The organism is Bartonella sp. MF74HXZ (genome assembly GCF_042194445.1).
GTDB lineage: Bacteria > Pseudomonadota > Alphaproteobacteria > Rhizobiales > Rhizobiaceae > Bartonella > Bartonella grahamii.
Map to the genome: position 1 here is coordinate 122,344 of NZ_JBHIMW010000005.1, position 25,169 is coordinate 147,512.

19 protein-coding genes are annotated in these 25,169 nt (G+C 36.9%); 7 read left to right on the plus strand and 12 right to left on the minus strand.

Features of this window, described 5'->3' with window-relative positions; all coding sequences use genetic code 11:
• Positions 1–317 precede the first annotated feature (317 nt).
• Genes ACFIJ8_RS05965 through ACFIJ8_RS05975 form a run of 3 tightly spaced genes read left to right on the plus strand, consistent with a single transcriptional unit; the run spans position 318 to position 2,870 of the window.
• Positions 318–1,070 carry an ABC transporter ATP-binding protein gene (locus tag ACFIJ8_RS05965; RefSeq protein ID WP_375639203.1) on the plus strand — a complete coding sequence of 251 codons (753 nt, stop codon included), beginning with the start codon at positions 318–320 and terminating at the stop codon, positions 1,068–1,070.
• 3 nt (positions 1,071–1,073) lie between these two features.
• A complete protein-coding gene (locus ACFIJ8_RS05970; RefSeq protein ID WP_375639204.1) occupies positions 1,074–1,943 on the plus strand; it encodes a metal ABC transporter permease in 870 nt (289 codons plus the stop codon).
• 9 nt (positions 1,944–1,952) lie between these two features.
• A complete protein-coding gene (locus ACFIJ8_RS05975) occupies positions 1,953–2,870 on the plus strand; it encodes a metal ABC transporter solute-binding protein, Zn/Mn family (protein WP_375639205.1) in 918 nt (305 codons plus the stop codon).
• A 1,935-nt stretch (positions 2,871–4,805) separates the two neighbouring features.
• Here ACFIJ8_RS05975 and ACFIJ8_RS05980 read toward each other — a convergent pair.
• From ACFIJ8_RS05980 to ACFIJ8_RS06010, 7 genes are all read right to left on the minus strand, one after another.
• Positions 4,806–5,852: a sn-glycerol-3-phosphate import ATP-binding protein UgpC gene (locus ACFIJ8_RS05980; RefSeq protein WP_273722528.1), complete on the minus strand. Its 1,047-nt coding sequence runs from the start codon at positions 5,850–5,852 to the stop codon at positions 4,806–4,808.
• 2 nt (positions 5,853–5,854) lie between these two features.
• Complete coding sequence (gene ugpE / locus ACFIJ8_RS05985) at positions 5,855–6,706, minus strand: sn-glycerol-3-phosphate ABC transporter permease UgpE (protein WP_273787775.1); 852 nt, start codon at positions 6,704–6,706, stop codon at positions 5,855–5,857.
• 10 nt (positions 6,707–6,716) lie between these two features.
• Entirely contained in the window at positions 6,717–7,601 is an 885-nt protein-coding gene (ugpA, locus tag ACFIJ8_RS05990) for a sn-glycerol-3-phosphate ABC transporter permease UgpA (RefSeq protein WP_012754601.1), read from the minus strand.
• Positions 7,602–7,696: 95 nt separating this feature from the next.
• Positions 7,697–9,031 (minus strand): sn-glycerol-3-phosphate ABC transporter substrate-binding protein UgpB, encoded by a 1,335-nt coding sequence (gene ugpB, locus ACFIJ8_RS05995; RefSeq protein WP_273787774.1) that lies wholly within the window; start codon positions 9,029–9,031, stop codon positions 7,697–7,699.
• Between the two features lie 963 nt (positions 9,032–9,994).
• Positions 9,995–10,717, minus strand: coding sequence for a glycerophosphodiester phosphodiesterase family protein (locus ACFIJ8_RS06000; protein WP_012754599.1), 723 nt, complete (start codon positions 10,715–10,717; stop codon positions 9,995–9,997).
• Positions 10,718–10,887: 170 nt separating this feature from the next.
• Positions 10,888–12,444 carry a glutamine-hydrolyzing GMP synthase gene (gene guaA, locus ACFIJ8_RS06005; RefSeq protein ID WP_208438601.1) on the minus strand — a complete coding sequence of 519 codons (1,557 nt, stop codon included), beginning with the start codon at positions 12,442–12,444 and terminating at the stop codon, positions 10,888–10,890.
• Between the two features lie 132 nt (positions 12,445–12,576).
• Entirely contained in the window at positions 12,577–13,863 is a 1,287-nt protein-coding gene (locus tag ACFIJ8_RS06010; protein ID WP_273787772.1) for an RsmB/NOP family class I SAM-dependent RNA methyltransferase, read from the minus strand.
• A gap of 504 nt (positions 13,864–14,367) precedes the next feature.
• On the opposite strand from ACFIJ8_RS06010, the gene ACFIJ8_RS06015 reads away from it, so the two are divergent.
• The gene (locus ACFIJ8_RS06015; protein ID WP_169728634.1) at positions 14,368–14,514 is read left to right on the plus strand and encodes a hypothetical protein; all 147 of its coding nucleotides are present in this window, start codon (positions 14,368–14,370) and stop codon (positions 14,512–14,514) included.
• Positions 14,515–14,693: 179 nt separating this feature from the next.
• On the opposite strand, the gene guaB is transcribed toward ACFIJ8_RS06015, so the two are convergent.
• The 3 genes from guaB to ACFIJ8_RS06030 form a co-directional block, all read right to left on the minus strand.
• Entirely contained in the window at positions 14,694–16,193 is a 1,500-nt protein-coding gene (gene guaB, locus ACFIJ8_RS06020; RefSeq protein ID WP_375639206.1) for an IMP dehydrogenase, read from the minus strand.
• Positions 16,194–16,343: 150 nt separating this feature from the next.
• Positions 16,344–17,915: a phospholipase D family protein gene (locus ACFIJ8_RS06025; protein WP_273787770.1), complete on the minus strand. Its 1,572-nt coding sequence runs from the start codon at positions 17,913–17,915 to the stop codon at positions 16,344–16,346.
• A gap of 404 nt (positions 17,916–18,319) precedes the next feature.
• Complete coding sequence (locus tag ACFIJ8_RS06030; RefSeq protein ID WP_273787769.1) at positions 18,320–19,705, minus strand: sigma-54 dependent transcriptional regulator; 1,386 nt, start codon at positions 19,703–19,705, stop codon at positions 18,320–18,322.
• Positions 19,706–19,958: 253 nt separating this feature from the next.
• Here ACFIJ8_RS06030 and ACFIJ8_RS06035 point away from each other — a divergent pair, with 253 nt between their 5' ends.
• Entirely contained in the window at positions 19,959–20,318 is a 360-nt protein-coding gene (locus ACFIJ8_RS06035; RefSeq protein WP_273787768.1) for a hypothetical protein, read from the plus strand.
• A gap of 276 nt (positions 20,319–20,594) precedes the next feature.
• Here the strand turns inward: ACFIJ8_RS06035 and ACFIJ8_RS06040 are convergent, their stop codons facing one another.
• Together ACFIJ8_RS06040 and ACFIJ8_RS06045 are read right to left on the minus strand one after the other, a co-directional pair.
• Positions 20,595–21,587, minus strand: a complete 993-nt coding sequence (locus tag ACFIJ8_RS06040) for an SIS domain-containing protein (protein WP_012754592.1) — start codon at positions 21,585–21,587, stop codon at positions 20,595–20,597.
• Positions 21,588–21,626: 39 nt separating this feature from the next.
• Complete coding sequence (locus ACFIJ8_RS06045; protein WP_273787767.1) at positions 21,627–22,517, minus strand: UTP--glucose-1-phosphate uridylyltransferase; 891 nt, start codon at positions 22,515–22,517, stop codon at positions 21,627–21,629.
• Between the two features lie 265 nt (positions 22,518–22,782).
• Between ACFIJ8_RS06045 and ACFIJ8_RS06050 the strand changes: the two genes are divergently transcribed.
• On the plus strand, positions 22,783–24,039 hold the full coding sequence (locus ACFIJ8_RS06050) for a lytic murein transglycosylase (RefSeq protein WP_375628516.1): 1,257 nt from the start codon (positions 22,783–22,785) through the stop codon (positions 24,037–24,039).
• 14 nt (positions 24,040–24,053) lie between these two features.
• Entirely contained in the window at positions 24,054–25,130 is a 1,077-nt protein-coding gene (locus ACFIJ8_RS06055) for an SGNH family hydrolase (RefSeq protein WP_375639207.1), read from the plus strand.
• Positions 25,131–25,169 lie beyond the last annotated feature (39 nt).

Genomic DNA, 25,169 nt, shown 5'->3' on the forward strand with positions numbered 1-25,169 from the left:
AAAGAGATCCTTCAGCAAAAATACTGCTATGCCCTTGGTCAATAAACTCTTTACAATAATGGAAATAACTTAGATACCAAACGAAACACACTAACACCCTCTCTTGTGCTTATTTAGAATCACCAATCATTTTGATACTATATATAGTATATACTCTCTCTCTTTCGTCAAGGTGAATTCAATTATTATTTTTAATTTTCCACGATCTTCACACTAAAATTTTCAGTCCTCAAAACTATGTAATAATATAACATTTTATTGACAAACGTTATATTATTACATAGTTTCCAAAATAATAAGCAACGATGGTAAAAAATATGGATCTGCACTTCAATAAGACAACATTAGGCTATGGAAATAGAATAGCAATAAAGAACTTTTCAGCGAAGTTAAAAGCTGGTTCATTGGTCGCAATAACAGGTGATAATGGCGCTGGAAAATCGACACTGCTAAAAGCCATCGCCGGATTGATTAAACCTCTTAAGGGAAAAATTACAAAACCAAAAAAAAGCCGCATTGCTTATCTTTCTCAGCAATGTGATGTAGATCAAACATTTCCAATTGATGTGAAAACGCTTGTAAAAACAGGACTGTGGTCTTTTTGTGGATTATGGAAAAGCCAGCGCCCTTATGATTCTAAGATTCAAAATGCGCTCGAAATGGTTGGGCTTACAGAACTCGCACCTCGTTCGCTTGAAACATTATCAGGCGGGCAATTACAACGCGCTCTTTTTGCACGTATCATTGTGCAAGATGCCAATATTATTTTGCTTGATGAACCTTTCAATGGTGTAGATCATAAGACCCAAAAAGATCTTCTTGCACTGATCACATACTGGCAACAGCAGGGACGCACAGTTCTCACAGCACTCCATAACCCTCTCATCGTGCAAGAATTTTTCCCCCAAATGATTCAAATTAATCAACAAAACGCCTTTTATGGAGAAACAACACAGTTTTTAAACAACACTATTCATCACGTTATGCCACCTCTCACATCCAATTCTTTTCCTATTAGCGCACAAAAACAAAATCTTCCCGTCAATGATCCTCTCTTTCTTAGGTTATAAAACGTGTATGCATTTTTTCTTGCCCCCTTTGTTGATTTCCAATTTATGCAAAACGCCCTTATCGGTTCTATTTTCCTGTCTATTAGCGCTTGTCCTGTTGGTGTATTTTTGATGCTCCGTGGAATGAGCTTGACAGGAGATGCTATCTCTCATGCCATTCTTCCTGGTGTTGCAACTGCTTTTCTGATTTGTGGCTTTTCCCTCATATCTATGACACTTGGTGGCATCTTCGCTGGTATTATTGTTGCTTTAGCAACCATTTTAATTTCACGAAATAGCTTTCAGAAAGAAGATGCATCCATGACTGTCTTTTATCTTATTGCACTCGCGGCAGGTGTCATTATTATCTCACTAAAAGACTCAACAATTGAGCTGCTTCATCTCTTATTCGGATCGGTTCTTGCACTTGATGCACAAGCCCTTTGGTTAATCACTACTATAATGCTGATTACACTATGCAGCCTTTGTATTTTTTGGCGTGCACTTGTTTTAGAAAGCTTTGACCCCCTCTTTTTTAAATCACTCTCTCCGTTGAGTAAATATATTCATATTTCATTGCTTGGACTTGTGGTGTTGAATCTGGTTGGAGGCTTTCAATCACTAGGAACATTACTTTCCGTTGGCATTATGATGATTCCAGCTATTACAGCCCGTTTTTGGTTTTCACGGCTAGTCCCTATTTGCGCGCTTTCCACTCTTTTTGGAATCATTTCTAGCGTATGTGGTCTCCTACTTTCTTTTCATCTTTCACTTCCCTCCGGCCCTGCTATCATCATTGCCGCAGGATTTATTTATCTTGTTTCCTGCTTAATAAGTCCACGTGGCTTTATTGTAACATGGTTTCCCCACCTCTTTTATACCTCATCACTTTAAGGAAAAAATGTGCCTAAGTTTGCTCAAAAATTTGTTCTTCTTGGAGCTTTATTGCTTTCCCTTTCTCCATTTTCTGCTTCTGCAAACAATAAAATCAAAGTTGTTGCGAGCTTTTCTATTCTCGCAGATCTCGTAAAAAATGTAGGAGACAACCATATCTCTATGACCACTTTTGTAGGTCCCAATGCGAATACCCACACTTATGAACCTACCCCCCATGATGCTCAAGCCCTTAGAAATGCTCAAATTATTTTCATCAACGGACTTCATTTAGAAGGATTCATTGATCGCCTCATTACAGCAAGCGGTACAAAAGCACTTCTTGTCAAAGTTAGCGCTAACATTCCCTCCCTCGAAATGAAAAATCAAGAACATAATGCCCATCACCACCACAGCGTTATTGATCCACACGCTTGGCAAACAATTCCCAATGTCAAAATCTATGTGAAGAATATCGCTGCTGCTTTTTGTAAAATCGATCCACAATCCTGCACCAGCTACAAAAAAAATGCCGAAACCTACATCCAAAAACTTAAAATAGCACAAGATACCCTGAAAACAAAAATTGCTACCATCCCTAAAGATAAGCGTATCATTATCACATCTCATGACGCCTTTGGCTATTTTGCCAAAGAATATGGTTTTACTATCCTTGCTCCCCAAAGTGCTTCAACAGAAGCTGAAGCAACCGCAGCCGATGTTGCTAAACTTATCAAACAAATTAAGGCGAATAAAGCAGCTGCACTATTCGTTGAAAATATCTCTAATCCTCGGCTCATAAAACAGATTGCAAAAGAAACAGGTTTAAAAATTGGTGGGACTCTTTATTCTGATGCATTGTCAAATAAAAATGGCCCTGCAGCAACTTATCTCGATATGATGGAACATAATGTGAATACCATCATTGATACCATCACAAAACATTAAAACTTTCTTCAAAAGAGATAAAAAAGCGTTCATAAAATCGTAAGTCTATGATTATATTACTAATGATACCCAACATCTATAATTGATACTATTGATATAAAATAAAGTTACTTTTACAGAGAAATTTATACTCAATAGATGCTAAGATAGATAAAGTAAGTGGATTTATTGCCTCATGGTGCCCAGATCGTCAGCGGCATCATTCTATTTTCCAACGCGTCTTTTACAATAACTCTCGACACTTGAAACGATTCATAAGAAGCATTTGGGGTCTCTTTCTTAAAGTATTTTTATCTACCCAACTTCATTTATAACATGCAAGTAGAATGAGTGTATGAATAAAAACTACTTGAAGAAAAAATGCCTCTTATGAAGAGTCTCAACACAATAATTGTTGCAATGTTGGAGACTGGCAGAGAATATGATGATGGACTCAGCTTGCATTTTTATAAGCATAAAGATGGCGATACACAATGGATTTATGTTATACTACTCATAAACGACTGCGTGAAAAAACAGTTGGAATAACCTTGCAAAATATTTTTAAAACAAGTGCGTGAATTGACAACCTAATAGCCTTCTGTTTAGGTATTCTGTTTTGTATAAGAGATGTAATTCTATTCAAAGAACGTAATAAAAAAATGTGTTCGGCAATGCGCAGTCTCCATTATGTAAGAGACATTGGCTCAGATGCTTTTGAAAGTCGCAATATTAAATTAAAAGATGATGCTAAAGATAGAAACTATTTTTTATCTTTCTGCTTTCATATTCCCCCTAAACTAAGCTGTCTCCTCATTTTAGAAATTACATAAGAAGATAAGCTTATTCCACTCTGATATACAAAAACTGAATACAACACTGAGCCGTCTTCATATTTGTCTCAAACATACTGCTGTATAAAGTTTAGGTTGATTTATAAGCAACAAAAAAGCACGCACTTTATAAGAAAGCAATATCATAAAATCATTAATAGACTGGCAATATATTGAAAAAATATACCAGCTTTTATAAAATGCTTTGCAAAACAACAAGATAACTGTCTTTGTCCCTGCTGATTCTTATAGGTGTTCGCACCAATCCCTTATGTCATATTCATAAAAATATGTTTAAGAATGGTCTATAGGCAATTTTTTAACTCAAGAATATAGAAAGATCGATGGGATGTTACAGATGTGTTTCATCTTCTTTTATCATTAAAAGTAATGAAAATTGTAAAACAAGCGCGCCTTCTATCTCTCAATGATTTCTTTTGCAACTGATCGGATACCCTCGCTGAGAATTGCATAGTGATTTACATGAGAAAAAATAAACTTGCAGCATGCGCGTGCAGGTTTCTCTCTAATTTATGTGATTGGTAAAAAAACAGATGCCTCTTATAGGATCTCTGAAACCATTTAAGATCATATGGTCAGCAGTAAAATAGAATATGCCTATTCTCGTACAGACTATTTAGAACAGCGCCGTATTTTTTGGATCAAATAAACTTCTTATGTTAGGGATCAAAGCTACGATATAGGGCGCATCCCCTCTCATCTGTGAATTATTGTTTCCCTCTATTTCTCTCATTTACTTTTTATAAGTTACATAAATTATTACATCAAGAAACATATGATAATATATTGTTTTTTTTATGAAAAAATTTATAAATGAGAAAAATATAGTTAATCAATAGTTATTTTATATTGATATTTTTTTATAATGAAAATGATTTTATTATGTTTGAAGTTTGAAAATAATATTCTTCTCACAGACCGTGAAAATGCACATTTTCTTCATATAAATGTTTTGACATTCTCAGCGCCATGGGACAATGGATCATTACCAAAACTTTTAAAATTTTGTTTTTAATCCCATCGGTTACAACCTGATTTTGTAAATACAATCGAGAAAATCGAAACGCAACATAAAAGAAAGTCGTGTTACATCAATTAATGCTTACTTATTATTTGTACGCTTTCCAGTGTTTTTGTTAAAAGTATGAAAATTCTGATGAGCGACAGTGAAACTTAGTTTTTGCCCATAGTCGTGTGTCAAGCGTTCTTTTATTTCAATCGTAAAGATGATATTATTCCAACGCGTTAAAACATGGCAACCTGTTCCAATAGGCTTGATAAGCTCAATTTTTGTGTGAAAGACAGGTCCTTTATCTGGATGTTCGCCCAATAAGATTATTTCAGGTCTGAATGCTAAAAGATCTGTTTCTTCGCCATAAGAAAATGAATGCCCTAAATGTTGTTCTAAGACATGGCGATCAAGAAAATTCATAGGAGGAGAACCAATAAAATCAGCAACAAATGTTGTTGCTGGAGTGTCGTAAATTTCCATTGGTGTTCCAATTTGCTCGATAGCTCCTTTATTCAAAACGACTATTCTATCAGCTAATGTCATAGCTTCTAGTTGATCATGGGTAACATAGAGGCTGGTCGTTCCTAATGAACGCTGTAGTGTTTTTATTTCAATACACATTTGCGCCCGCAATTTTGCATCAAGATTTGAAAGAGGTTCATCAAAAAGAAAAACACGGGGTTGGCGTACAATCACACGCCCCATTGCAACACGCTGACGTTGTCCTCCTGATAATTGTCGTGGCTTACGATCAAGAAATGATTCTATCTCCAAAAGTTTTGCAGCATGTGCGATGCGTTTTTTAATTTCTTCTTTAGGAGTTTTACGATTTTTAAGACCATATTCTAAGTTTCCACGAACTGTCATATGGGGATAAAGAGCATAATTTTGAAAAACCATAGCAATATCACGATCAGCTGGTTCACGATCATTGATACGTTCGTTATCAATACATAATTCACCTGAAGTAACTTGTTCAAGTCCTGCTATAATACGCAATAAGGTTGATTTTCCGCACCCTGAAGGACCGACAAGAACAAGAAGTTCTTTATCAGCAACAGTTAAGTTTAAATCATCAATGACCAGAATGCCGTTGTCATACCGTTTTTTTATATTTGATAACTGGATTATGGCCATAATTACTTCTCCGTTTCAATAAGGCCTTTGATAAAAAGCCGTTGCATGAAGATAACAACAAGAACAGGGGGAACCATGGCAACAACCGATACTGCCATGAGTATATTCCATTGAGGATCATGTTGAAGTGATTCGACAATAAGCTGTTTTAAAATAATAAGGATCGTTTGATGCTTTTGATCCGTTGTGATGATAAGAGGCCAGAGATATTGTATCCATCCATAAATGAACATAATGATAAATAAAGCAGCGATATTGCTTTTACTAAGAGGAAGAAGAATATCCTTAAAAAATTTAACTGGACCTGCACCATCAACACGTGCCGCCTCTAAGAGTTCATCTGGAATAGTCAAAAAAAACTGGCGAAATAAAAACGTAGCGGTTGCAGATGCAATAAGTGGAATAATCATTCCACTATAGGTGTCAATCATCCCCAATTTCGCAACAACCTCATAGGTTGGAAGAATACGAACTTCGACAGGGAGCATCAATGTAACAAAAATAAGAACAAAAGCAGTTTTTCGGAAAGGAAAACGCATATAAACAATTGCATAAGCAGACAAAAGTGAAATAATAATTTTCCCAATACTAATCCCAAGAGCCATAATGAGTGAATTCATTAAGAGTGGCCAGAGGTTGGGAAGACCGAGTTGTGCAAGGCCATCACCAAAGATTGTTTTATAATTTTCCAAAGCATACTTCCCAGGTAAAAGAGGAAGTGTTCCTGAGTTGAATGCTGCTGAACTATGGGTTGATGCAATGATAGCAACATAAACTGGAAAGCAAATAATGATAATGCCAACAATGAGAGTAAGATGGGTTAGAAATTTCAAAATAGGGCGATTTTCAACCATAATTTACTTCCTAATATTGTACACGGCGCTCAATCCAGCGAAACTGAATAAAGGTTAAGACAATAACCATCAACATCAATATTGTTGATTGTGCTGCTGATGCACCGATTATTTGATTTCTAAAGCCATCGTCATATACTTTATAGACGAGGATGCTTGTTGCACGCGCAGGACCTCCAGAAGTTGTATTATCAATAATACCAAAGGTATCAAACATAACATAATTGACATTGACAATAAGAAGGAAAAACGTCGTTGGTGAAATTTGCGGGAAGACCACAGTCCAAAATCGTTTAAAGGGACCAGCACCATCAATGGCGGCTGCTTCTATTTGAGAACGCGGAACAGACTGAAGCCCCGTAAGAAAAAAGAGAAAATTGTAAGAAATTTGTTTCCAACTAGCTGCTATGACAATAAGAATCATTGCTTGAGTGCCATTAATACGATAATTCCATAGCACCCCTATTTTCTCGAGAAGAAAAGGGATAATTCCGATAGTGGGATGAAAGATAAACAGCCATAATATACCTGCCAATACTGGAGCAACAGCATAGGGCCAGAGCAAAAGCATTGTATAAGCCTTTTTTGCACGGATGACACGATCAACACAGACAGCTAAGAGAAGTGATATTGTCATTGAAGCGACAGTAACTGAGATGGAAAATACTGCGGTTGTAAGAAGTGATTGCAGATAAGTAGGATCAGAAAGAACGGTTAGATAATTTTCAAAACCAATAAAGGTTGTTGTAAAGCCAAAAGGGTCTTCACGCTCAAAAGATGATTTTATTGCTTGAGCAGCAGGCCAAAAGAAAAATAAAAAAGTCACAAGAAGCTGAGGAAAAAGCAGTCCGTAAGAAAGTAGACTATTTTTAAAATATGCATGTTTTTCTTGCATTCGTAGGGCTCTTTAAATGTAGAGACTTAAAAAAGATAAACAAAAAGAACTCAACTGTTTTTGTTGAGTCTTTAATGTTTAACAATAAAACGAGATTAATGATTAGATTTTTCAAATTCACGCAAGAGTTTATTTCCACGTTCAACGGTCTCATCTAAACCATCTTTCGGTGTTTTTGAACCACTAAGAACAGCTTCCAACTCTTGATCAAGAATGGCACGGATTTGTGGTAAATTACCAAATCTTATCCCTTTCGAGTTAACTGTTGGTGGATTAAGATTAATCTGTTTGATAGCTATATCCGCACCTGGCGTTTTTTCATAGAAATGTTGTTTTTTGCTCAATTCATAAGTCGCTTTTGTGGTTGGAAGATAACCTGTTTTCTGATGCCATTTTGCTTGGTTTTCAGTTTTTGAAAGAAATTTAAGAAAAGCGGCTGCCCCTGCATATTCCTTTGGGGTATGTCCCTTGAACGCCCAAATAGAAGCTCCACCAATAACTGAATTTTGTGGTGTTCCTTCTGCATCCTTATAGTACGGCAGCATACCAACTCCCACATCAAACTGAGCTTCAGAAACAATTCCAGCATGTGATCCTGAAGATTGCATAAAAATTGCACAATTTTGTGCCATAAACATTGGTGTTGAATCCAATGCGCCCGCTGGACCACCATAACGGAAAATACCTTGATCAGACCACTTTTTCAGGTCAGACCACATACGCACTTGTAAAGGTCCATTAAATGTAAGTTCTGAATCAAGTCCTTTAAAACCATTCTCCTTGGTTCCAAAAGGAACATTATGCAACGCTGAAAAATTTTCTATACCAATCCATTGAGCGGCATAAGCCATTGTAAAACCGCAAGTTGCCGCTTTAGTCTCAAGAATTTTTTTGGAAAAGTCTTCTATATCTTGCCACGTTTTAGGAGGCTGTTCCGGATCAAGCCCCGCTTTTTTAAAGATATCTTTGTTATAATAAAGAATGGGAGTTGAAATATTGAATGGCATAGAGATGATACGCCCCTGTTCATCGGAGTAATAACCACTAATAGCAGGGAAATAATCTGTAGGATCAAATTCTTGTTTTGTATCAGCCATAAGTTGATAAAATGGATAGATTGCGCCTTTTGCAGCCATCATAGTCCCAGTACCAACGTCATAAATTTGGGCAAGTACTGGCTGTTTCTTTCCACGAAATGCTGCAATGAGTGAAATCAACCCCTCTTCATATTCGCCGCGAAATGAAGGAACAACTTTATACTCAGATTGACTTGCATTAAAATCGTTAATGAGACTTTCAGTTTGCTTTCCTAATTCACCACTCATCGAATGCCAAAAGCTGATTTTTGTCTGCGCAAAACTTGCTGTTATTCCCGCTGTAGACATTATGATAGCAACCGTGGCCGCTATGGAAAGATAAAAACGACTCATGGCTCACCCTTTCTGAAGTGATGGAATACAAACTACCCCTAAATTTATAGTATTACACATGAATATGCTATGACAGTTTTATTTCAGAAATATATTCTCTCATTTAAACAGGAACCACAAAAAGGTCAAATGAATTTGTTTAAATTTATTCGTTTTCTTTTATAAGCTTTCTGATGTATTAACGAGATACGCATTTGTAGCTATCTGAAAAAAGTGAGATGGCTTAAATAAGCAAAGTCAATTGGTAAAAATATAGATCGTAAATGTCATTCAATGACTATTTTAATATCTGGATTTACTTTTTTTTAAAAGAATTGTTTATTCTTTTGTTATTTGTCTTATAGTTCTCGGCTTATAACTTTAACACGATGTTGCTACTGAATTTAACGAAGAGACAAATAGAATTTTTCTTAAAACTAAGAAAATCATTTTGAAGCGCTTAATAGTCCCCTTTCCTGTAGTGAGATCACGCCCCTCACGCAAAACAAAATGACATTGTATTACCAATTTTCATGCTGTAAAAAAATCTTTCAATACATCTACATTGCATGATAGCTCCTATAAAATAAGCCATAAAGTCTCTCCACTAAATTATATAAGACTTTTTGTATGCTATCATTTTTATACTTCATAAAAGTGCAAAACGACACCATCATATGAGACCCTAATGCTTCAAAAAGTCTTGCATTTGAAATACGTTAAATGAATATTTTTATTCTTTTCTCAATAACTTTTTATCCACACACCAACCCTGCTTGTAATGTGCAAACGAATGATTTGAATTGATTCATTGTAAAAAGATTTGAAATAAGAAAATCTTACGTATTAAGGTCTCTTATCCACATAAATAAACCATTAATTATCATTATAAATCAATGTATTATTGTTATATATTAGATAATTTTCTTCTTTCATTACGCTAGCTTTATGAGGATATATAGTTCCCTTTGTATTGATGTATTTTTACCTTTGTGCACGCAATTGCAATGCGAGATCGGGTTGATCTGTCGTAATATAATGTACAGGCATGTCAAGCCAATGTGATAACCGAGCTTTTCCATTAATTGTCCATACCCCTACAGTAAAACCAGCCTCAAGAGCTGATTCAATAAAGTCCTGTGAAACAATAGAGCCATCTAAACTTAGATCAGAATAACCTAATTGCTTCCATTCAGAAAAATGAAGGTACATATCACCTTCAAAATTATCAACACATGGACCAGATGGTATTCCCGCTTCAATAAAAGGACGAAGGATCAAAGGATCAAAACTAATTGCAGAAACCCGTTCTGATAAATTTCGGCTTTTTATTAGCGCAAGCGCTTTTTGGGATAATATTGTTTCACGCTCCACTTCACCACATGTCTTGATTTCAAGATGCAATGCGATATTCGTTGGTGCTAAAAGATCAAGCACCTCTTCTAATAAGGGAGGTGCTTCTTGGCTTCCTTTTACGCAGAGTTGTTTGCGTGTTTCATTATCAATGTCGTGAATATACCCATTTTTTCCAACCAATTGGTCTAGACGGAAGTCGTGAAAGACAACCACTTCACCGCTTCTCAGCAAATGGACGTCGCACTCAACTTCATCAACACCTAACGCTATAGCATTATTAAATGCCGAAAGAGTATTTTCAGGATAAAGATGAGCTCCACCACGGTGTGCAACAATTTTTTTCTCAGACATGCAAAATTCCACACTTTTCAATTTTAAACGATATTAGCGTACAGATTGCCAAATAAAGGCTTACATCATATGAAAATACACAATCATTTTTAAATGATTTTTTCTACACTTTTCGAATATCAAATCCTCAGTCATATTTTATTCTTAAAAAGACTTATCCTTCATTTTAATTATTCCCATTCAATAGTACTAGGAGGCTTTGAAGTTACATCATATACAACACGATTAATCCCTCTAACTTCGTTAATAATACGTGCTGCCGTCTTACCTAAAAACGCCATATCATAGGGATAAAAATCAGCAGTCATTCCATCTACAGATGTGACGGCACGAAGAGCACAAACAAATTCATAAGTGCGACCATCCCCCATCACGCCAACAGTTTGAACAGGAAGAAGAACAGCAAAAGCTTGCCAAATTTCGTCATAAAGACCGGCTTTACGGATTTCCTCAAGATAAATAGCATCTGCTTCACGTAAAATTTCTAATTTTTCACGGGTCACAGTACCTGGACAGCGAATTGCAAGACCTGGACCTGGAAAAGGATGGCGACCAATAAACTGCTCTGGTAATCCTAACTCTCGCCCTAGCAAGCGAACCTCATCCTTAAAGAGCTCACGCAACGGTTCTACAAGTTGCATATTCATCTGTTCTGGCAGCCCACCCACATTATGATGGCTTTTAATGGTTACCGTTTTACCAATAGCAGACACACTCTCAATAACATCTGGATAAAGTGTTCCTTGTGCTAAAAACTCTGCACCTCCTATTTTTTTAGTTTCTTCTTCAAAAACTTCAATAAAAAGGCGACCAATCGTTTTGCGCTTTTTTTCTGGATCTGTCTCACCCTCTAAAGCATTAAGAAATATATCGGCAGCATTAACGTGAATGAGCTCTATATTATAATGATCACGAAAGAGCGTGAGAACTTCTTCAGCTTCATTCTTGCGCATCAGCCCATGGTCTACCAAAATGCATGTCAGTTGATCTCCTATGGCTTCATGAAGGAGTACCGCTACAACAGATGAATCCACCCCCCCTGAAAGACCACAAATCACACGACTTTTCCCAACTTTTTGTCGTATCGTAGCAATTGCCTGCTCACGATAAGAAGCCATTGACCAACCACCTTTAATAGCAGAGATTTTATGAATAAAGTTTTGCAAAAGTTTTGTACCATCTGGTGTATGGATAACTTCAGGATGAAACTGTACTGCATAAAAATGTCTTTTTTCATCAGCAATAGCCGCATAAGGAGCTCCGTTTGAGGTCCCTATGACACGAAAACCTTCTGGTAAAGCTGCCACACGGTCACCATGGCTCATCCATACTTGATAACGAGAACCTTTTTCCCACACTCCATCAAAAAGAGCACTCTCTTCTTGCACTTCTAAAAAAGCACGCCCAAATTCACGCTCATGTCCAGCTTCAACCTTTCCTCCAAGCTGAACACACATGACTTGTTCCCCATAGCAAATACCCAGAATCGGAATACCCGCCTCAAAAATTTCCATTGGAGCACGCGGAGAGCCCTCATCAATAACGGAATAAGGACTCCCTGATAAAATAATAGCTTTAGGATTTATGCGTCGCACAGCTTCTAAAGCCAATTGAAAAGGAGCAATTTCACAATATACCCCCATTGCTCGTACCCGTCGTGCAATAAGTTGTGTAACTTGTGAACCAAAGTCAATAATAAGAACAGTGTCTGGATGTGATATGCTCATAGAAAACCAATCAACAATTGTAAAAGAAAACTCATGAGAGTTATGTTTCAATCTTTCTCTTTTCACAAGCCTGTTTTCTTAAGAAAAAGATTATTCTCGTAAAATTTATGATAAAAAATGCAAAAATATGGATCAATGTTTTTTTTGCAACACAGATAAAAAGAACCCATCTGTTTGTGTTGTGGCCGGCGACAAAGTAAGTCCATAATTTGAAAAAACTGGTTGCACAGGAGAAAAACTAAAATGTTTCTGCCAAAGCGCTGGCATATCTATTGGAGCAAAATGAGAATGTTGTTGAAGGAAACGGGAAATTTGTTCCTCATTTTCATCTGTAAAGAGAGAACAGGTAATATAGACTAGGCGCCCATTTGGCTTAAGATAAGCTATCGCTTCATTCAAAATAGACCTCTGTTCTGTTTGGCGTTGTTTCACCTGTTCTAATGTTAAACGCCATTTCGCATCTGGACGACGACGCCATGTTCCTGTCCCACTACATGGTGCATCTAGTAGAACTCTATCCATCTGACCTGTTAATGGTTTTAATTCTTCTCTTTGCACTCGTGTTTGTACATTACGAACACCAGCGCGTCGAAGACGATCAAAAATAGGAGCCAAACGAGCTTTGTCTGAATCATAAGCATAAATTTGCCCACGATTGTTCATATCGGAAGCTAAAGCTAATGTTTTACCCCCAGCACCTGCGCAATAATCTAATACCTGCATGCTTTCTCGCGCTTCCACAAGATGAGCAACAATTTGAGATCCTAAATCCTGTATTTCAAAGTGTCCTTTTTGAAAAGCTGGTTCCACTTGAACATTAGGATGACGGTTAAACTTTTCAATCGGTGCAATTCTCAAAGCTTGCCCAAACCATGGCAAAGATTTAAGTTTGGTTTTTGCTAATTCTTTCAACACCTTTTCTGGTGTTGCCTTTAGGTTATTTACCCGTAGGTCTAAAGAAGGACGCGTTGCTAACGCAGCCGCTTCAGTGATCCAATTATCACCAAATAAAGGACGCAGATGCGCTTGACACCATTGCGGAATATCACCACGAATATAGTCTGGAGCATCCACTAATTGCTGACCTTGCCACGATTTACGCTGTTTAGCTCCTAATAACTGCGGTGCAAACCGATCTTCTGCTAACTCACCGTCAATTTGCTCCAGCGTCATTTTTCCAGAATCTAATAAGGCACCAAAAACGATATCTCGGATATCATCACTCTCCATACGCCATTGTAAAGAATAGCGTCGTCTTAAAACATCATAAACGATTGTACCAATAGCTGCGCGATCACCTGCTCCAGCAAAGCGATGAGAAAGACCCCAATCCTTTAAAGCTTCTCCTACTGGGCGATGCTTCATTTCTATCTCTTTGAGAACATCTATTGCTGCTTGCAAACGCCCACCTAATCGCATTCATTTCTCCCATTAAAATAATAAAATTTTAAATCATCTAAAAAAATAATATTATCTTCTTCTTGCCAATAAAACCTTCTCAAAGCCATTAAAAATTTACATTCAACATTAAAATGATCTGATCATACTTTTTATAAGATCCAATATTAGAGTATCTAGATTTTTCCTTTCATCTTCTGCACATTCACTTTTTTATCTCTCTACCTCTTATACTAAAAGATACGCAGCCATCCATAAAGAACTTATTTCCGCCATGCATTACGAAAAAAATAAACTCTTTAAATAAAATTTATGAGGATTCTCTGAATAACAGAAAAAATCAAATATCTCCCATCTTTTATGGCTATCCTTCTGAAAAAATAGAAAAAATCTTCTCATAAAACTAAACAAGTTTATCTTACGTTCACCAAAAAATTAACTTTTTAGAAAATGCTTGGAACCACTATTTGGCATGACCGTTTTTACTCTACTGGCAACTGCCAGACAATTTAAAAGGAGAAAATAATGACTTATAATAATGAAAAAACAACTTCATCTAAAAGCCGTCATAACACAATGCCCTCAAACAACGGAAAGAAATCCGTCCAAAGTGATCAGACAAACACTCGCCAACGTGCGTCAAAGACAGGACGGAAGACTACAAAAAGTTAATTCTAATTTTATATAGCTTATTTCATATAGTCTTAACAGAAAGAGTTAGAGTTTTGACCTCTAATTCTTTCCTTTTTGGGATTATTACACCAAATCACAAACAGAAAAAAGTGCAGTCTCTTTTTCTTGTTCTCGGAAGATTTTATATTTATGCGATATGACATTATGCTTTTATATCTTTAAACTGGCCCACGATAGTTGGGACTCTCCCGTGTAATAGAAACATCATGCGTATGACTTTCATGGAGTCCCGCATTCGTAATACGTACAAATGTTGCTTTTTCACGAAACTCTACGAGATCTTTTGCTCCAACATACCCCATTGAAGCACGAAGTCCACCAGCAAGCTGATGTAGAACTGATGCTATAGGTCCTTTATAAGCCACCTGCCCCTCCACACCTTCAGGAACCAACTTAAGTTCATCACGAACATCATCTTGAAAATAGCGATCTGCCGATCCTCGTGCCATAGCACCAACAGATCCCATACCACGATAGGCTTTAAAAGATCGACCTTGATAAAGATAAACTTCACCAGGACTTTCTTCTGTACCTGCTAAAAGAGATCCAATCATCGCTGCACAAGCCCCACCAGCTAAAGCTTTAGCAAAATCACCTGATGCTTTGATTCCACCATCTGCAATAATGGGAATGCCCGCTTTTTCAGCAACTTCTGCGGCATTCATAATGGCTGCAAGTTGAGGAACACCGACACCAGCAACAATACGCGTTGTGCAAATAGAGCCAGGACCAATACCAACTTTTACCGCATCTGCACCACTGTCAATCAATGCCTGCGTTGCTTGAGCGGTTGCTACGTTCCCAGCAATAACAGCTGGAGAGGAAGCCATCTTTTTAATTCGTTCAACAGTTTCTAGCACATGTTGAGAATGTCCATGCGCTGTATCAATGACCAACACATCAACACCCGCGTCTATGAGGCGTTCAGCACGCTCAATCCCTCCATTCCCAACACTACTGGCCGCTGCAGCACGCAAGCGCCCTTGAGAATCTTTAGCAGCATTTGGATTTAATTTTGCTTTTTCAATATCCTTAACTGTTATCAGTCCGACACAACGATTTTGTTCATCCACAACTAATAATTTTTCAATACGATGATGATGTAAAAGATATTTTGCTTCATTAAGTTGGACATTTTCACGCACTGTGATCAAATTTTCATGCGTCATTAATTCATAAATTTTTTGTTTTGGATCCGATGCGAAACGGACATCTCTATTGGTCAAAATGCCAACAAGTCGTCCCGCTGTTTCACCTTTAACACTATTTTCAACAACCGGAATACCTGAAATGCCATGAGAGCGCATCAAATATTTCGCTTCTTCAAGTGTTGCATCTGGTCCAATTGTGACTGGATTAACAACCATACCAGATTCAAACTTTTTTACTTGTCGGACTTCTTCTGCCTGCTCTGCAGGAGACATATTACGATGAATAACCCCAAGTCCTCCAGCCTGAGCCATAGCAATTGCCAAACGCGATTCTGTTACCGTATCCATTGCAGCAGAAAGCAATGGCAAATTGAGCTTAATATCCGCTGCAATGCGCGTACTGAGATCCACTTGACTAGGCATAACAAGAGAATGACCGGGCTGTAAAAGTACATCATCAAAAGTCAGTGCCAATGCACCTGTCCCCGTTTCAACAATCTTTGCCATAGCAAAATTCCTTTTATAATAAAACACCGCAAGAAGCTTTAAAATACAACTGCGGTTCTCATACGTGGTAGATTGGCAAAAAATTATGCCATGCTACAAACAAAATGAAAAGAAAAATAAATATTTTTTTTAAGTGTGGTTTATAAAAATTTACAATTGTGATTCAATAGGTAACCAACTTATTATTTTTGCAAATGCGCGACGCCAAAAATTGCTTTCTGGCTCATGGTCAATGCTATATTTTTTTTCATTTTCAATAAAATCCCAATAAATACGATTATTATTACCAAGACGCAGATGATAGCTCATTTCCCCTGTGGTTTCTTCAGAAAACAACAAATCTAATCTTGCTGTAATGGGAGCACATTCAAAAAGAATGCCCATTTCTGTATTTAATGATGCTGATCTGGGATCAAAATTTAAAGATCCAATAAAAGCTGTTTTACGATCAATTAAAAAAGCTTTGGCATGTAAACTTGCCTTACTCGATCGAAACAACCGTAACCCATGGGTGTTGCCCTCCGCTTTTAATTCATAAAGCTTAACACCACTTTTCAACAACGCCTTACGATACGATACATAACCACCATGCACCAATGCTACATCAGTAGCTGCTAAAGAATTCGTCAGAATTTTGACATCAACACCCTTTGAAACCAAATTACTAAAATTCTGCGTTCCAACCTTACCAGGAACAAAATAAGGTGACGTAATCTGAACCGTTTTTTGGGCATTTCCAATAACCTTTGAAAGTGCCTTCATAAGCCAATTGCTTGCTTTTTTACGCAATGCTTTTTCTGGAGGGTCAGAAAGAACAACAACTTTGTCTGCTAAAAATAACCGCCTTCCTGTTTGAATAAAACAATCAAAATTAATGTGCTCTTTGACATAATCTAAATAAACTTTTGCAACCTTGGAATCCCGAAATTTTTGTAATTTATCCCTCCAATAGCTAAGATCACTTGCGCTTTTAGGAACAACCAAAGTATGAATTGGCAAAACAACAGCACTATTCCAAAAATCATCAAAAATACTTTCCACCTTTTTAACAGAGGGTCCGATTAACATCAAATCTAAATCTCGAAAATGGGATTCTTCACCAGCATCAAAATAAGAATCTGCAAGATTACGTCCTCCTACAAAAGCGATCCTACCATCAACAATAAAAGCTTTATTATGCATTCTACGTGTAACAGTAATCGCCCGTAATATAATCTCTAAACCACGGCGTAATCCACCTTTACGCGATCGTCCTGGATTAAACACTCTCACCTCGATATGAGGATGTTTATCTAGCGCAATATAAGCTGGATCACGTGCTTGAGCGTTAATATCATCCAAAAGAAGCCGTACCCGAACACCCCGATCCGCTGCCTTAACTATTTCACTTAATAATAGACGCCCTGTTAAATCATCATCCCAAATATAATACATCAGATCAAGGCTACGCCCAGCCTCTGCAGCTCCTATTGCACGAACACAAAACGCATCCAAATTGCTGATAATGAGGGAAAGGGCATCTTTATCAATCCCCAATCCATTTTCTTCCTCAGCTAATTGACTAATGATACGATCAAGCTTAGTTTCATCTTTCTGAATAGGTAGCGCATAAGAACATTGCCCCCTAGAATTTTTCATAAAACGCCCATAGGTGTAGATTGCCAACATAGATGCAATAAAAAAAAAGAGGACAAAACCAATAACAATATGTAAAAGAGTCAAAGAGGACAAACTTTCTATTTTAAGCTATCGCATCATCAGTAATGCAAACAATAATACCAATCACTTTATCTTAACCGTGTAGCAGATAAAATGCCACCTCTTGCTTAAGAGAGTATAAATTTAATATTGATGATACAAAAATTTTAGCGGTAGTATTTAAAAGTTTTTAAAAATGCCTCTCTGCTTTAATAAATGTAAACTCAACTAAAATTGTATAAACTGAAAAAGACGATTAAAATAGTTACATAAAATTTATATTTGATTTAAATCTACAAAATCATCCTCTATAGATAAATTTTACAATAAATGATTGTTTTCTTAATCCCCCCCCACGGACTTTATCAAAATCCACTCTATTTTTTTTGAAACTCATACTTGTCATGAAGAGAGATTTGTTATGAATTTTACTTTCGTTCTTGATTTCTTATTGCTCGCAATTCTTCCATTTTTCTATAAAGTGTAGAGCGACCAATATGAAGGCGGCGCGCAATCTCACTCATATGTCCTTTATAATGTTTAACCGCTTTCTCGATAATATCATGTTCCATCTCTGCAAAAGTACGCACATGCCCATCAGTATTCAAAAATTTTATAGATTCTTGTTCATTGTCTTCTTGCATATTATCCTCAATGATATTGGGAACATTCATTAATGGATTTCCCATTAATTGCGGAAAATCTCGAACAGTTAATAACGGTCCTTCACTGAGTAAAATCGCACGAAATAAAAAGTTTTCAAGCTCATTTCTATTGCCAGGCCAATCATACTGCATAAGCAAGGAAAGAGCAGATCCTGCTAAACCATGGACATGTGACCGCCCTGTTTCGGTGATAATGCGATCAATCAAACGTTGTGTGATCTCTGGAAAATCATCCCTTAATTCTCGTAAAGCAGGGACGCTAATAGACAAGTGAGAAAATTGTTCAAACAAACTATGCAAAAAAAAGTTCTCTTTAACCAAATCCTTTAAACGCGATGTTGAAATAGCAATGATCCGAAAAGGGGGAAATTCTCCTTTTGTATCCCTTTCCCTTTCTTTAAGGTAATGAGCAAACCGTTTTTGCTGTATGGGCTCAAGTCGATCAATATCACAAAGGCAAAGTGTCCCTTTTTCAAGAGAAGAAACCAATGGTAGGAATTCTTTAAACCACTGCTGATTTTCTTCTTCTGGATCAACGATGGCTGAACATTGAAAGCGAATAAAAACACCTTCCGAGAATAATCCCTCATGATGAATAATCCGAGCTAATGTCTCACGTCCTGTTCCAACTTCCCCCTCTATCAAAAGATTCTGTAAAGAAGTTGCTGCTTGTCTCGATTGTTCTAACACTACCTGCATAGCTCTACTTTTTATGCAAAGATCAGAAAACCGTAAATGATTCTCTTTTTTTCGCCGAATATCTCGAACTTCACGCTCCAAGGCAGAAATAAGAGCAAGAATATCCAAAGTAACCCTTACGCGTAATAATGTTACTGGGTGGATCCAATAATCAATAGCTCCAGCTGTTAAAGCTTTCTGGAGTAAATTCTGATTCTCTTGTTGTGCTATAACGACAATAGGAACAGAAACACCAGCAACTCTAATCATTTTAATCAAATCGCTCACACTCAAATCACTCATAACGACATCAAGGAGTGCAAGCACAATGTTTTTACGCCTGTGTAAAAGATCAATCGTACGGAGACCATTTTCTGCTTCAATGACACGATAACCAAAACCTCGCAGCATAGCAGAAAGTTCTATACGTCTTCCATAATCTTCACTCGCAACAAGAATGGGACCAACCATAATGTCAATAATCTCCTTTGAGACTACTCAGCAGCTTAATATAAAAATTGTTGTAAACCATAAGAAATATTTCACCTCTTGTGTTTCACTTACGAACTTCATCAAGCTGTTAATTAAATACAACATTAAGGCATTTTTTTCCATTTTTTTGCTTTTTCATTGATTTTCATTAAATTTTTCATATTGACTCATGGGGGAATTTAATAATGTTATAAAAACTAGAGAGCAAAATAATCTAAATAGAGTGCAATAAATGAAACATACCTATCATATTTTATGTCTTACAATTACCACCTTGCTGTTAAGTGCCTGTAGCTTTTCGCAATATTATAACTCAAATATGCCAACTGGAATTGATGGAAAATGGGTTGATGAGAATGGTATTATTTCTTCTTTCCACAATGGTGTTTTTGAAACGCGTGCAGCAGATACAGAAGAAAAACTATCAGAAGGGGCATATAATTATCTCAATGCCCAAAATATAGAAATTGAAATACGCTCTATTCTCCGTGGAACAATTTCTAGAGTCAATTGTACAATGTCATATGACGCCACACAACTTCTCTGCACCTCACATACAGGAGCACAATTTTTCCTTAAGCGGAAATCTTAAACAAAGTACAAGGGAAGCCTCTCTTAAGAACAGAGGGAGCACATACATTAAGCAGGAGGTGATCTTTTCTCCTCCTGATAGAAGATCCTCTCTAAAATACGCAAAGAGACTGATATAATCTTTACCTTGAAAATTTTCTAAACATTATGAAATGCGTAAAATAATCATTTTCTTCCACAAAATATCCGTAAAGCCACCTTACAATAAAATTGTTACTTTGTACCATTCAATCTATTTTAACCTAAAATAACATTTTATTTGATAGAGAACTTTAATCTAAGCAGCGCCAATGCGCAAAAGATCATGAAAATGAACAATTCCTATCGGTTTTTTATCTTCAACTACGAAAAATGCACCAATATGATGATCATTAATAAAAGCTGTTGCTGCACCAACAAGTGTATTTGGTTTTACAACTTTAGGAGCCTTGGTCATCACCTCGTCAACATTAAATTTTGATAAATTAAAATGCATGTTACGTGCAAGGTCGCCATCGGTTACAATTCCGATTAGTTCGCCTTCTTGATTCACAACACCAACACAACCAAAATGCTTTTCCACCAAAACATTCATCGCTTCAGTCATAGATGTTCCCTGCATAACCAAAGGAATATTATCACCCTCATGCATAATATCACACACGTATTTAAGGCTTGCACCAAGAGAACCACCAGGATGATATATTTTGAAATCCGTTGCGGTAAAACCACGCATTTCTAAAAGAGAAACCGCTAATGCATCTCCCATTGCCAATTGCATAATTGTTGAAGTGGTAGGAGCTAAACCATGGGGGCAAGCCTCTTCTATCTTTGGTAATAATAAAACAATATCAGCTTGTCGTCCTAATACAGAGTACTCACTTGATGTCATCGCAATAAGGGGGATGCGAAAACGCGCCGCATAACTCATGATACCACTTAACTCTTGAGTTTCACCAGACCATGATAAAGCAAGAATAACATTATCAGATCCAATCATACCAAGATCACCATGATTGGCTTCTGCAGCGTGAACAAAAAAGGCAGGCGTTCCAGTTGAGGCTAAGGTTGCTGCAATTTTTGTCCCTATATGACCACTTTTCCCAAGACCAGTAATGACCACATGTCCACGAGCATTTCTAATAGTTTGAACGGCCGCTTCAACAGAAGAAGAAAGAGTTCCCAGAAGAGATTTTTCAAGGGCTTCAAGCCCCTGCTTTTCACTGGCAAGTGTTTTAAGCGCTGATGCAACTGCACCTTGCAAAGCCATATGAGTAGAGGGTGTTATCATAATAAAATTCGATCAATAAAATTAAATGAGAGATCTATATCATTTTTCAACATTAATGGTTTCCAGTAAATTTTTCAATGAGGCAGAAACATGGCTGTGCATATCAGCGCGTGCCAAAGAAAATGCAACGTTGGCTTCAATGAAACCAGCTTTAGAACCGCAATCAAAAGTGCGCCCTTCTATTTGCAAACCCCAAAAATCTTGCTCATTTGAAAGCCGTATCATAGCATCTGTTAATTGAATTTCATTTCCTGTTCCTCGTTCTTGAGTGGAAAGAATATTAAAAATTTCTGGCTGCAAAATATAACGTCCATTGATGTACAAATTTGATGGTGCCGTTCCTAACACTGGTTTCTCTACCATTTTTGTGATTTTAAAACCATTTGCAATCTGTTTACCTTTGCCAACTATACCGTATTTATGTGCTTCTTCAAGATCGCATTCCTGAACGGCAATAATATTTCCCCCACCCACCTTTTCATAAAGACTAATCATCTCAGAAAGACATCCCTTTTTGGCTTGAATCAGCATATCGGGTAATAACAAAGCAAAAGGTTCCCCTGCAACTAATTCACGCGCACACCAAAGAGCATGCCCTAATCCCAAAGGTTGCTGTTGCCGAGTGAAAGAAGTTGACCCTGGTAATGGCTGTAAACGGTATAAATGTGCAAGATCTTCTTTCTTTCCACATTCAGCTAGTGTCGTGTATAACTCAACTTGCGCATCAAAATAATCCTCAATGACTGCTTTGTTACGTCCAGTCACAAAAATAAAATGCTCAATACCAGCCTCCCTCGCCTCATCCACAACATATTGAATGACAGGTTTATCAACAACTGTTAGCATTTCTTTAGGAATTGTTTTTGTCGCAGGAAGAAAACGCGTACCAAGACCTGCTACTGGAAATACAGCTTTCCGGATTTTACGCACACTCACCCTCCTCAATGAATTCATATATTTTTTGTTTTATTTAACATATGTTTTTACGAAATGGTAAAAAAGATATCTTATTGTTTTGATTATCATTATAATGGACAATCAAAAATGTAAAAGAGAATATGAAAATTTATTGCAAGGATTAAAACGAATTATTTATTTCAGTTTTCTCCTCTTCTTGATCATATTATCGATTAAACTAAATACAAAATAAAGTTATTGCACACCTAATAAATTGAATATTAATGGGGATTTCAAAATGCAAAAAACAGAATTGAAGACTTTCTCTTTTTTAGAGAAGTCAAAAACTTGGAGAACTCTTCTCACTGGCTCTGCCGTTATTTTTTCTGCTTTTTTAATGTTTTTTGTATCCCTTTCATATGCTGATAGCGGATTTAAACACTGGATTAAAGAATTTAAAAAAATAGCTATTGCTCACAATATTACCCCTTCTACGTTTCATATGGCATTTAAAGGTGTTAATGCCATTGATCCAGAAGTTCTAAAAAGCGCCGCATACCAACCAGAATTTGTTGCTCCTTCATGGAACTATTTCGATAATCGCGTCCATGATATTGCAATTGTAGAAGGACGGCGCCAAACTCAAAAATGGAACAAATGGCTTCTTCAAATTGAAAAACGTTTTGGTGTTGACCGCAATATTCTGCTTGCTATTTGGTCAATGGAAAGCAACTATGGGAAAGTTTTAGCCAATAAAAGTGTAATGCGTGATACCATTCGCTCTCTTGCAACTCTAGCCTATGCTGATAAAAAACGTGCAAAATATGCATATACACAGCTGATTGCTGCTATGAAAATTCTACAAAGTGGCGAAATTAAACGCTCTCAACTCACTGGATCTTGGGCCGGTGCATTGGGGCATACACAATTTATTCCAAGCAGTTATCTCGCCTATGCAGTTGATATGGACCAAGATGGACGGCGTGATATCTGGAACTCTGTTCCAGATGCTCTGGCTACTGCTGCTAACCTTCTCCACAAAAATGGCTGGCAACCTAATCTTATTTGGGGAGTAGAGGTAAAAGTGCCGCAGGGGAAAAACCTTCCTGAAGGGTGGTATTCCTTTGAACAATGGAAAAAATTAGGTGTAAAACACGCAAATGGGCGTCCTCTTCCTACATTAGCTGAACAAGCAATATTAAAATATCCAGATGGAGCAAAAGGACCTATATTTTTAGTCACAAAAAATTTCTTTGTTCTGAAACATTATAATAATGCAGATCGTTATGCGTTTGCTGTTGCTCTTCTAGCTGATCGCATCGCTGGACATCCTAGATTGGTGCATGATTGGCAAAGACCTTTTCAACCTCTTACTTTCCAAGAATGCAAAGAACTGCAATCTCGCTTAAGTGCACTGGGCTATTATAAAGGGAATGTTGATGGAAAAATCGGAACAGCTTCTCGCGAAGCAATTAAAGCCTTTCAACTACGTCACGGTCTAAAAGCAAATGGATATCCGTCATCTCAAGTGCTTTTTCTCCTTCGCAAACAATAATGGAGACTAAGGTTTTGTCTTCTGTTCGCCTGATATACTTGACATTATTGCTAATTTCACTTTCTATTGTGGGGATCATACAGCCATCCCCAAGTAAAGCAACGAACTTCTTCAAATGGTTATCACAACATAACAAACAGACGCAACAACCACCGCAAATTATAGAACAAAAAATAGACAAGCCGCAAAAAAAGATCGTAACACAAAAAAATATACAAAAGCTAAAAAATGAGAATGCAAAGCGCATTCTTGTCATAGGGGATTTTACAGCTTCTGCTGTTGCCGATGCACTTAAGAAGTTTTTTATAAATAATAGCGATATCGTTATCATGAACAACACAATGCCAGCTTCCGGCTTAGTTCGAACGGATTATTATTCTTGGCAAAGCAATATTTCTAAACTCATTGATCAAAATAACCCCGATGTTATTATCATGATGATCGGTGCAAATGATAATCAACCAATCACAGACTCTTATAGCACAATTAACACAGATCAATCAGAATGGATGCACATCTACAAACAAAGAGTTATCGAAATTGCTGAAAGTCTTCGTGCCTCTAGAAAATCATGGATATGGATAAGTCAACCTGCCTTTAGAAATGACCTTTTGACACAAAAAATGAAAATTTTTAATGCGCTCTATAAACAAGAAACAGAAACAGCAGGAGGATATTTCCTCGATATCTGGAGCGGCTTTAGTGATGAAGAAGGAAATTTTTCTTTTTCAGGCTATGATATTAATGGAAAAATAACCAAATTACGCACCAATAATGGCATGCATTTCACCTCTGAAGGAAAGAAAAAACTTGCCTCTTATTTAGAAAAACCATTGAAAAATATTTTAAATTTTTACGCCTTTTCTCATGAAAATCCTTACTCAACCGATCAAGCTATTCAAAAACTTATACAAGAATCAGAGAATAAAGAGCAGAGTAATATTATGCGTCAGCCTCCAATGAGCCTCGATGATATGGCACAACAAAACACTCAGCTTTTAGGCAAACGAAAGTCAAGTTTTATAAAAAAATCATGGTTTCCACCAAATGGGCATCAAAAAGATCGAGCTGATAATTTTTCTTTCCCATAATGTCTCTTTAAAAGACAAATTCTAATTTCCTCCATAAAC

What these genes read in the sequence shown, in the direction of transcription:
- ugpE (WP_273787775.1), bottom strand. Translation starts at nt 6,706, where the DNA reads ATGGTTGAAAATCGCCCTATTTTGAAATTTCTAACCCATCTTACTCTC.
- ACFIJ8_RS06010 (WP_273787772.1), bottom strand. Translation starts at nt 13,863, where the DNA reads ATGCGATTAGGTGGGCGTTTGCAAGCAGCAATAGATGTTCTCAAAGAG.
- ACFIJ8_RS06015 (WP_169728634.1), top strand. Translation starts at nt 14,368, where the DNA reads ATGACTTATAATAATGAAAAAACAACTTCATCTAAAAGCCGTCATAAC.
- ACFIJ8_RS05980 (WP_273722528.1), bottom strand. Translation starts at nt 5,852, where the DNA reads ATGGCCATAATCCAGTTATCAAATATAAAAAAACGGTATGACAACGGC.
- ugpB (WP_273787774.1), bottom strand. Translation starts at nt 9,031, where the DNA reads ATGAGTCGTTTTTATCTTTCCATAGCGGCCACGGTTGCTATCATAATG.
- ACFIJ8_RS06050 (WP_375628516.1), top strand. Translation starts at nt 22,783, where the DNA reads ATGCAAAAAACAGAATTGAAGACTTTCTCTTTTTTAGAGAAGTCAAAA.
- ACFIJ8_RS06000 (WP_012754599.1), bottom strand. Translation starts at nt 10,717, where the DNA reads ATGTCTGAGAAAAAAATTGTTGCACACCGTGGTGGAGCTCATCTTTAT.
- ACFIJ8_RS06030 (WP_273787769.1), bottom strand. Translation starts at nt 19,705, where the DNA reads ATGGTTGGTCCCATTCTTGTTGCGAGTGAAGATTATGGAAGACGTATA.
- guaA (WP_208438601.1), bottom strand. Translation starts at nt 12,444, where the DNA reads ATGAGCATATCACATCCAGACACTGTTCTTATTATTGACTTTGGTTCA.
- ACFIJ8_RS06040 (WP_012754592.1), bottom strand. Translation starts at nt 21,587, where the DNA reads ATGATAACACCCTCTACTCATATGGCTTTGCAAGGTGCAGTTGCATCA.
- ACFIJ8_RS05965 (WP_375639203.1), top strand. Translation starts at nt 318, where the DNA reads ATGGATCTGCACTTCAATAAGACAACATTAGGCTATGGAAATAGAATA.
- guaB (WP_375639206.1), bottom strand. Translation starts at nt 16,193, where the DNA reads ATGGCAAAGATTGTTGAAACGGGGACAGGTGCATTGGCACTGACTTTT.
- ACFIJ8_RS06035 (WP_273787768.1), top strand. Translation starts at nt 19,959, where the DNA reads ATGAAACATACCTATCATATTTTATGTCTTACAATTACCACCTTGCTG.
- ugpA (WP_012754601.1), bottom strand. Translation starts at nt 7,601, where the DNA reads ATGCAAGAAAAACATGCATATTTTAAAAATAGTCTACTTTCTTACGGA.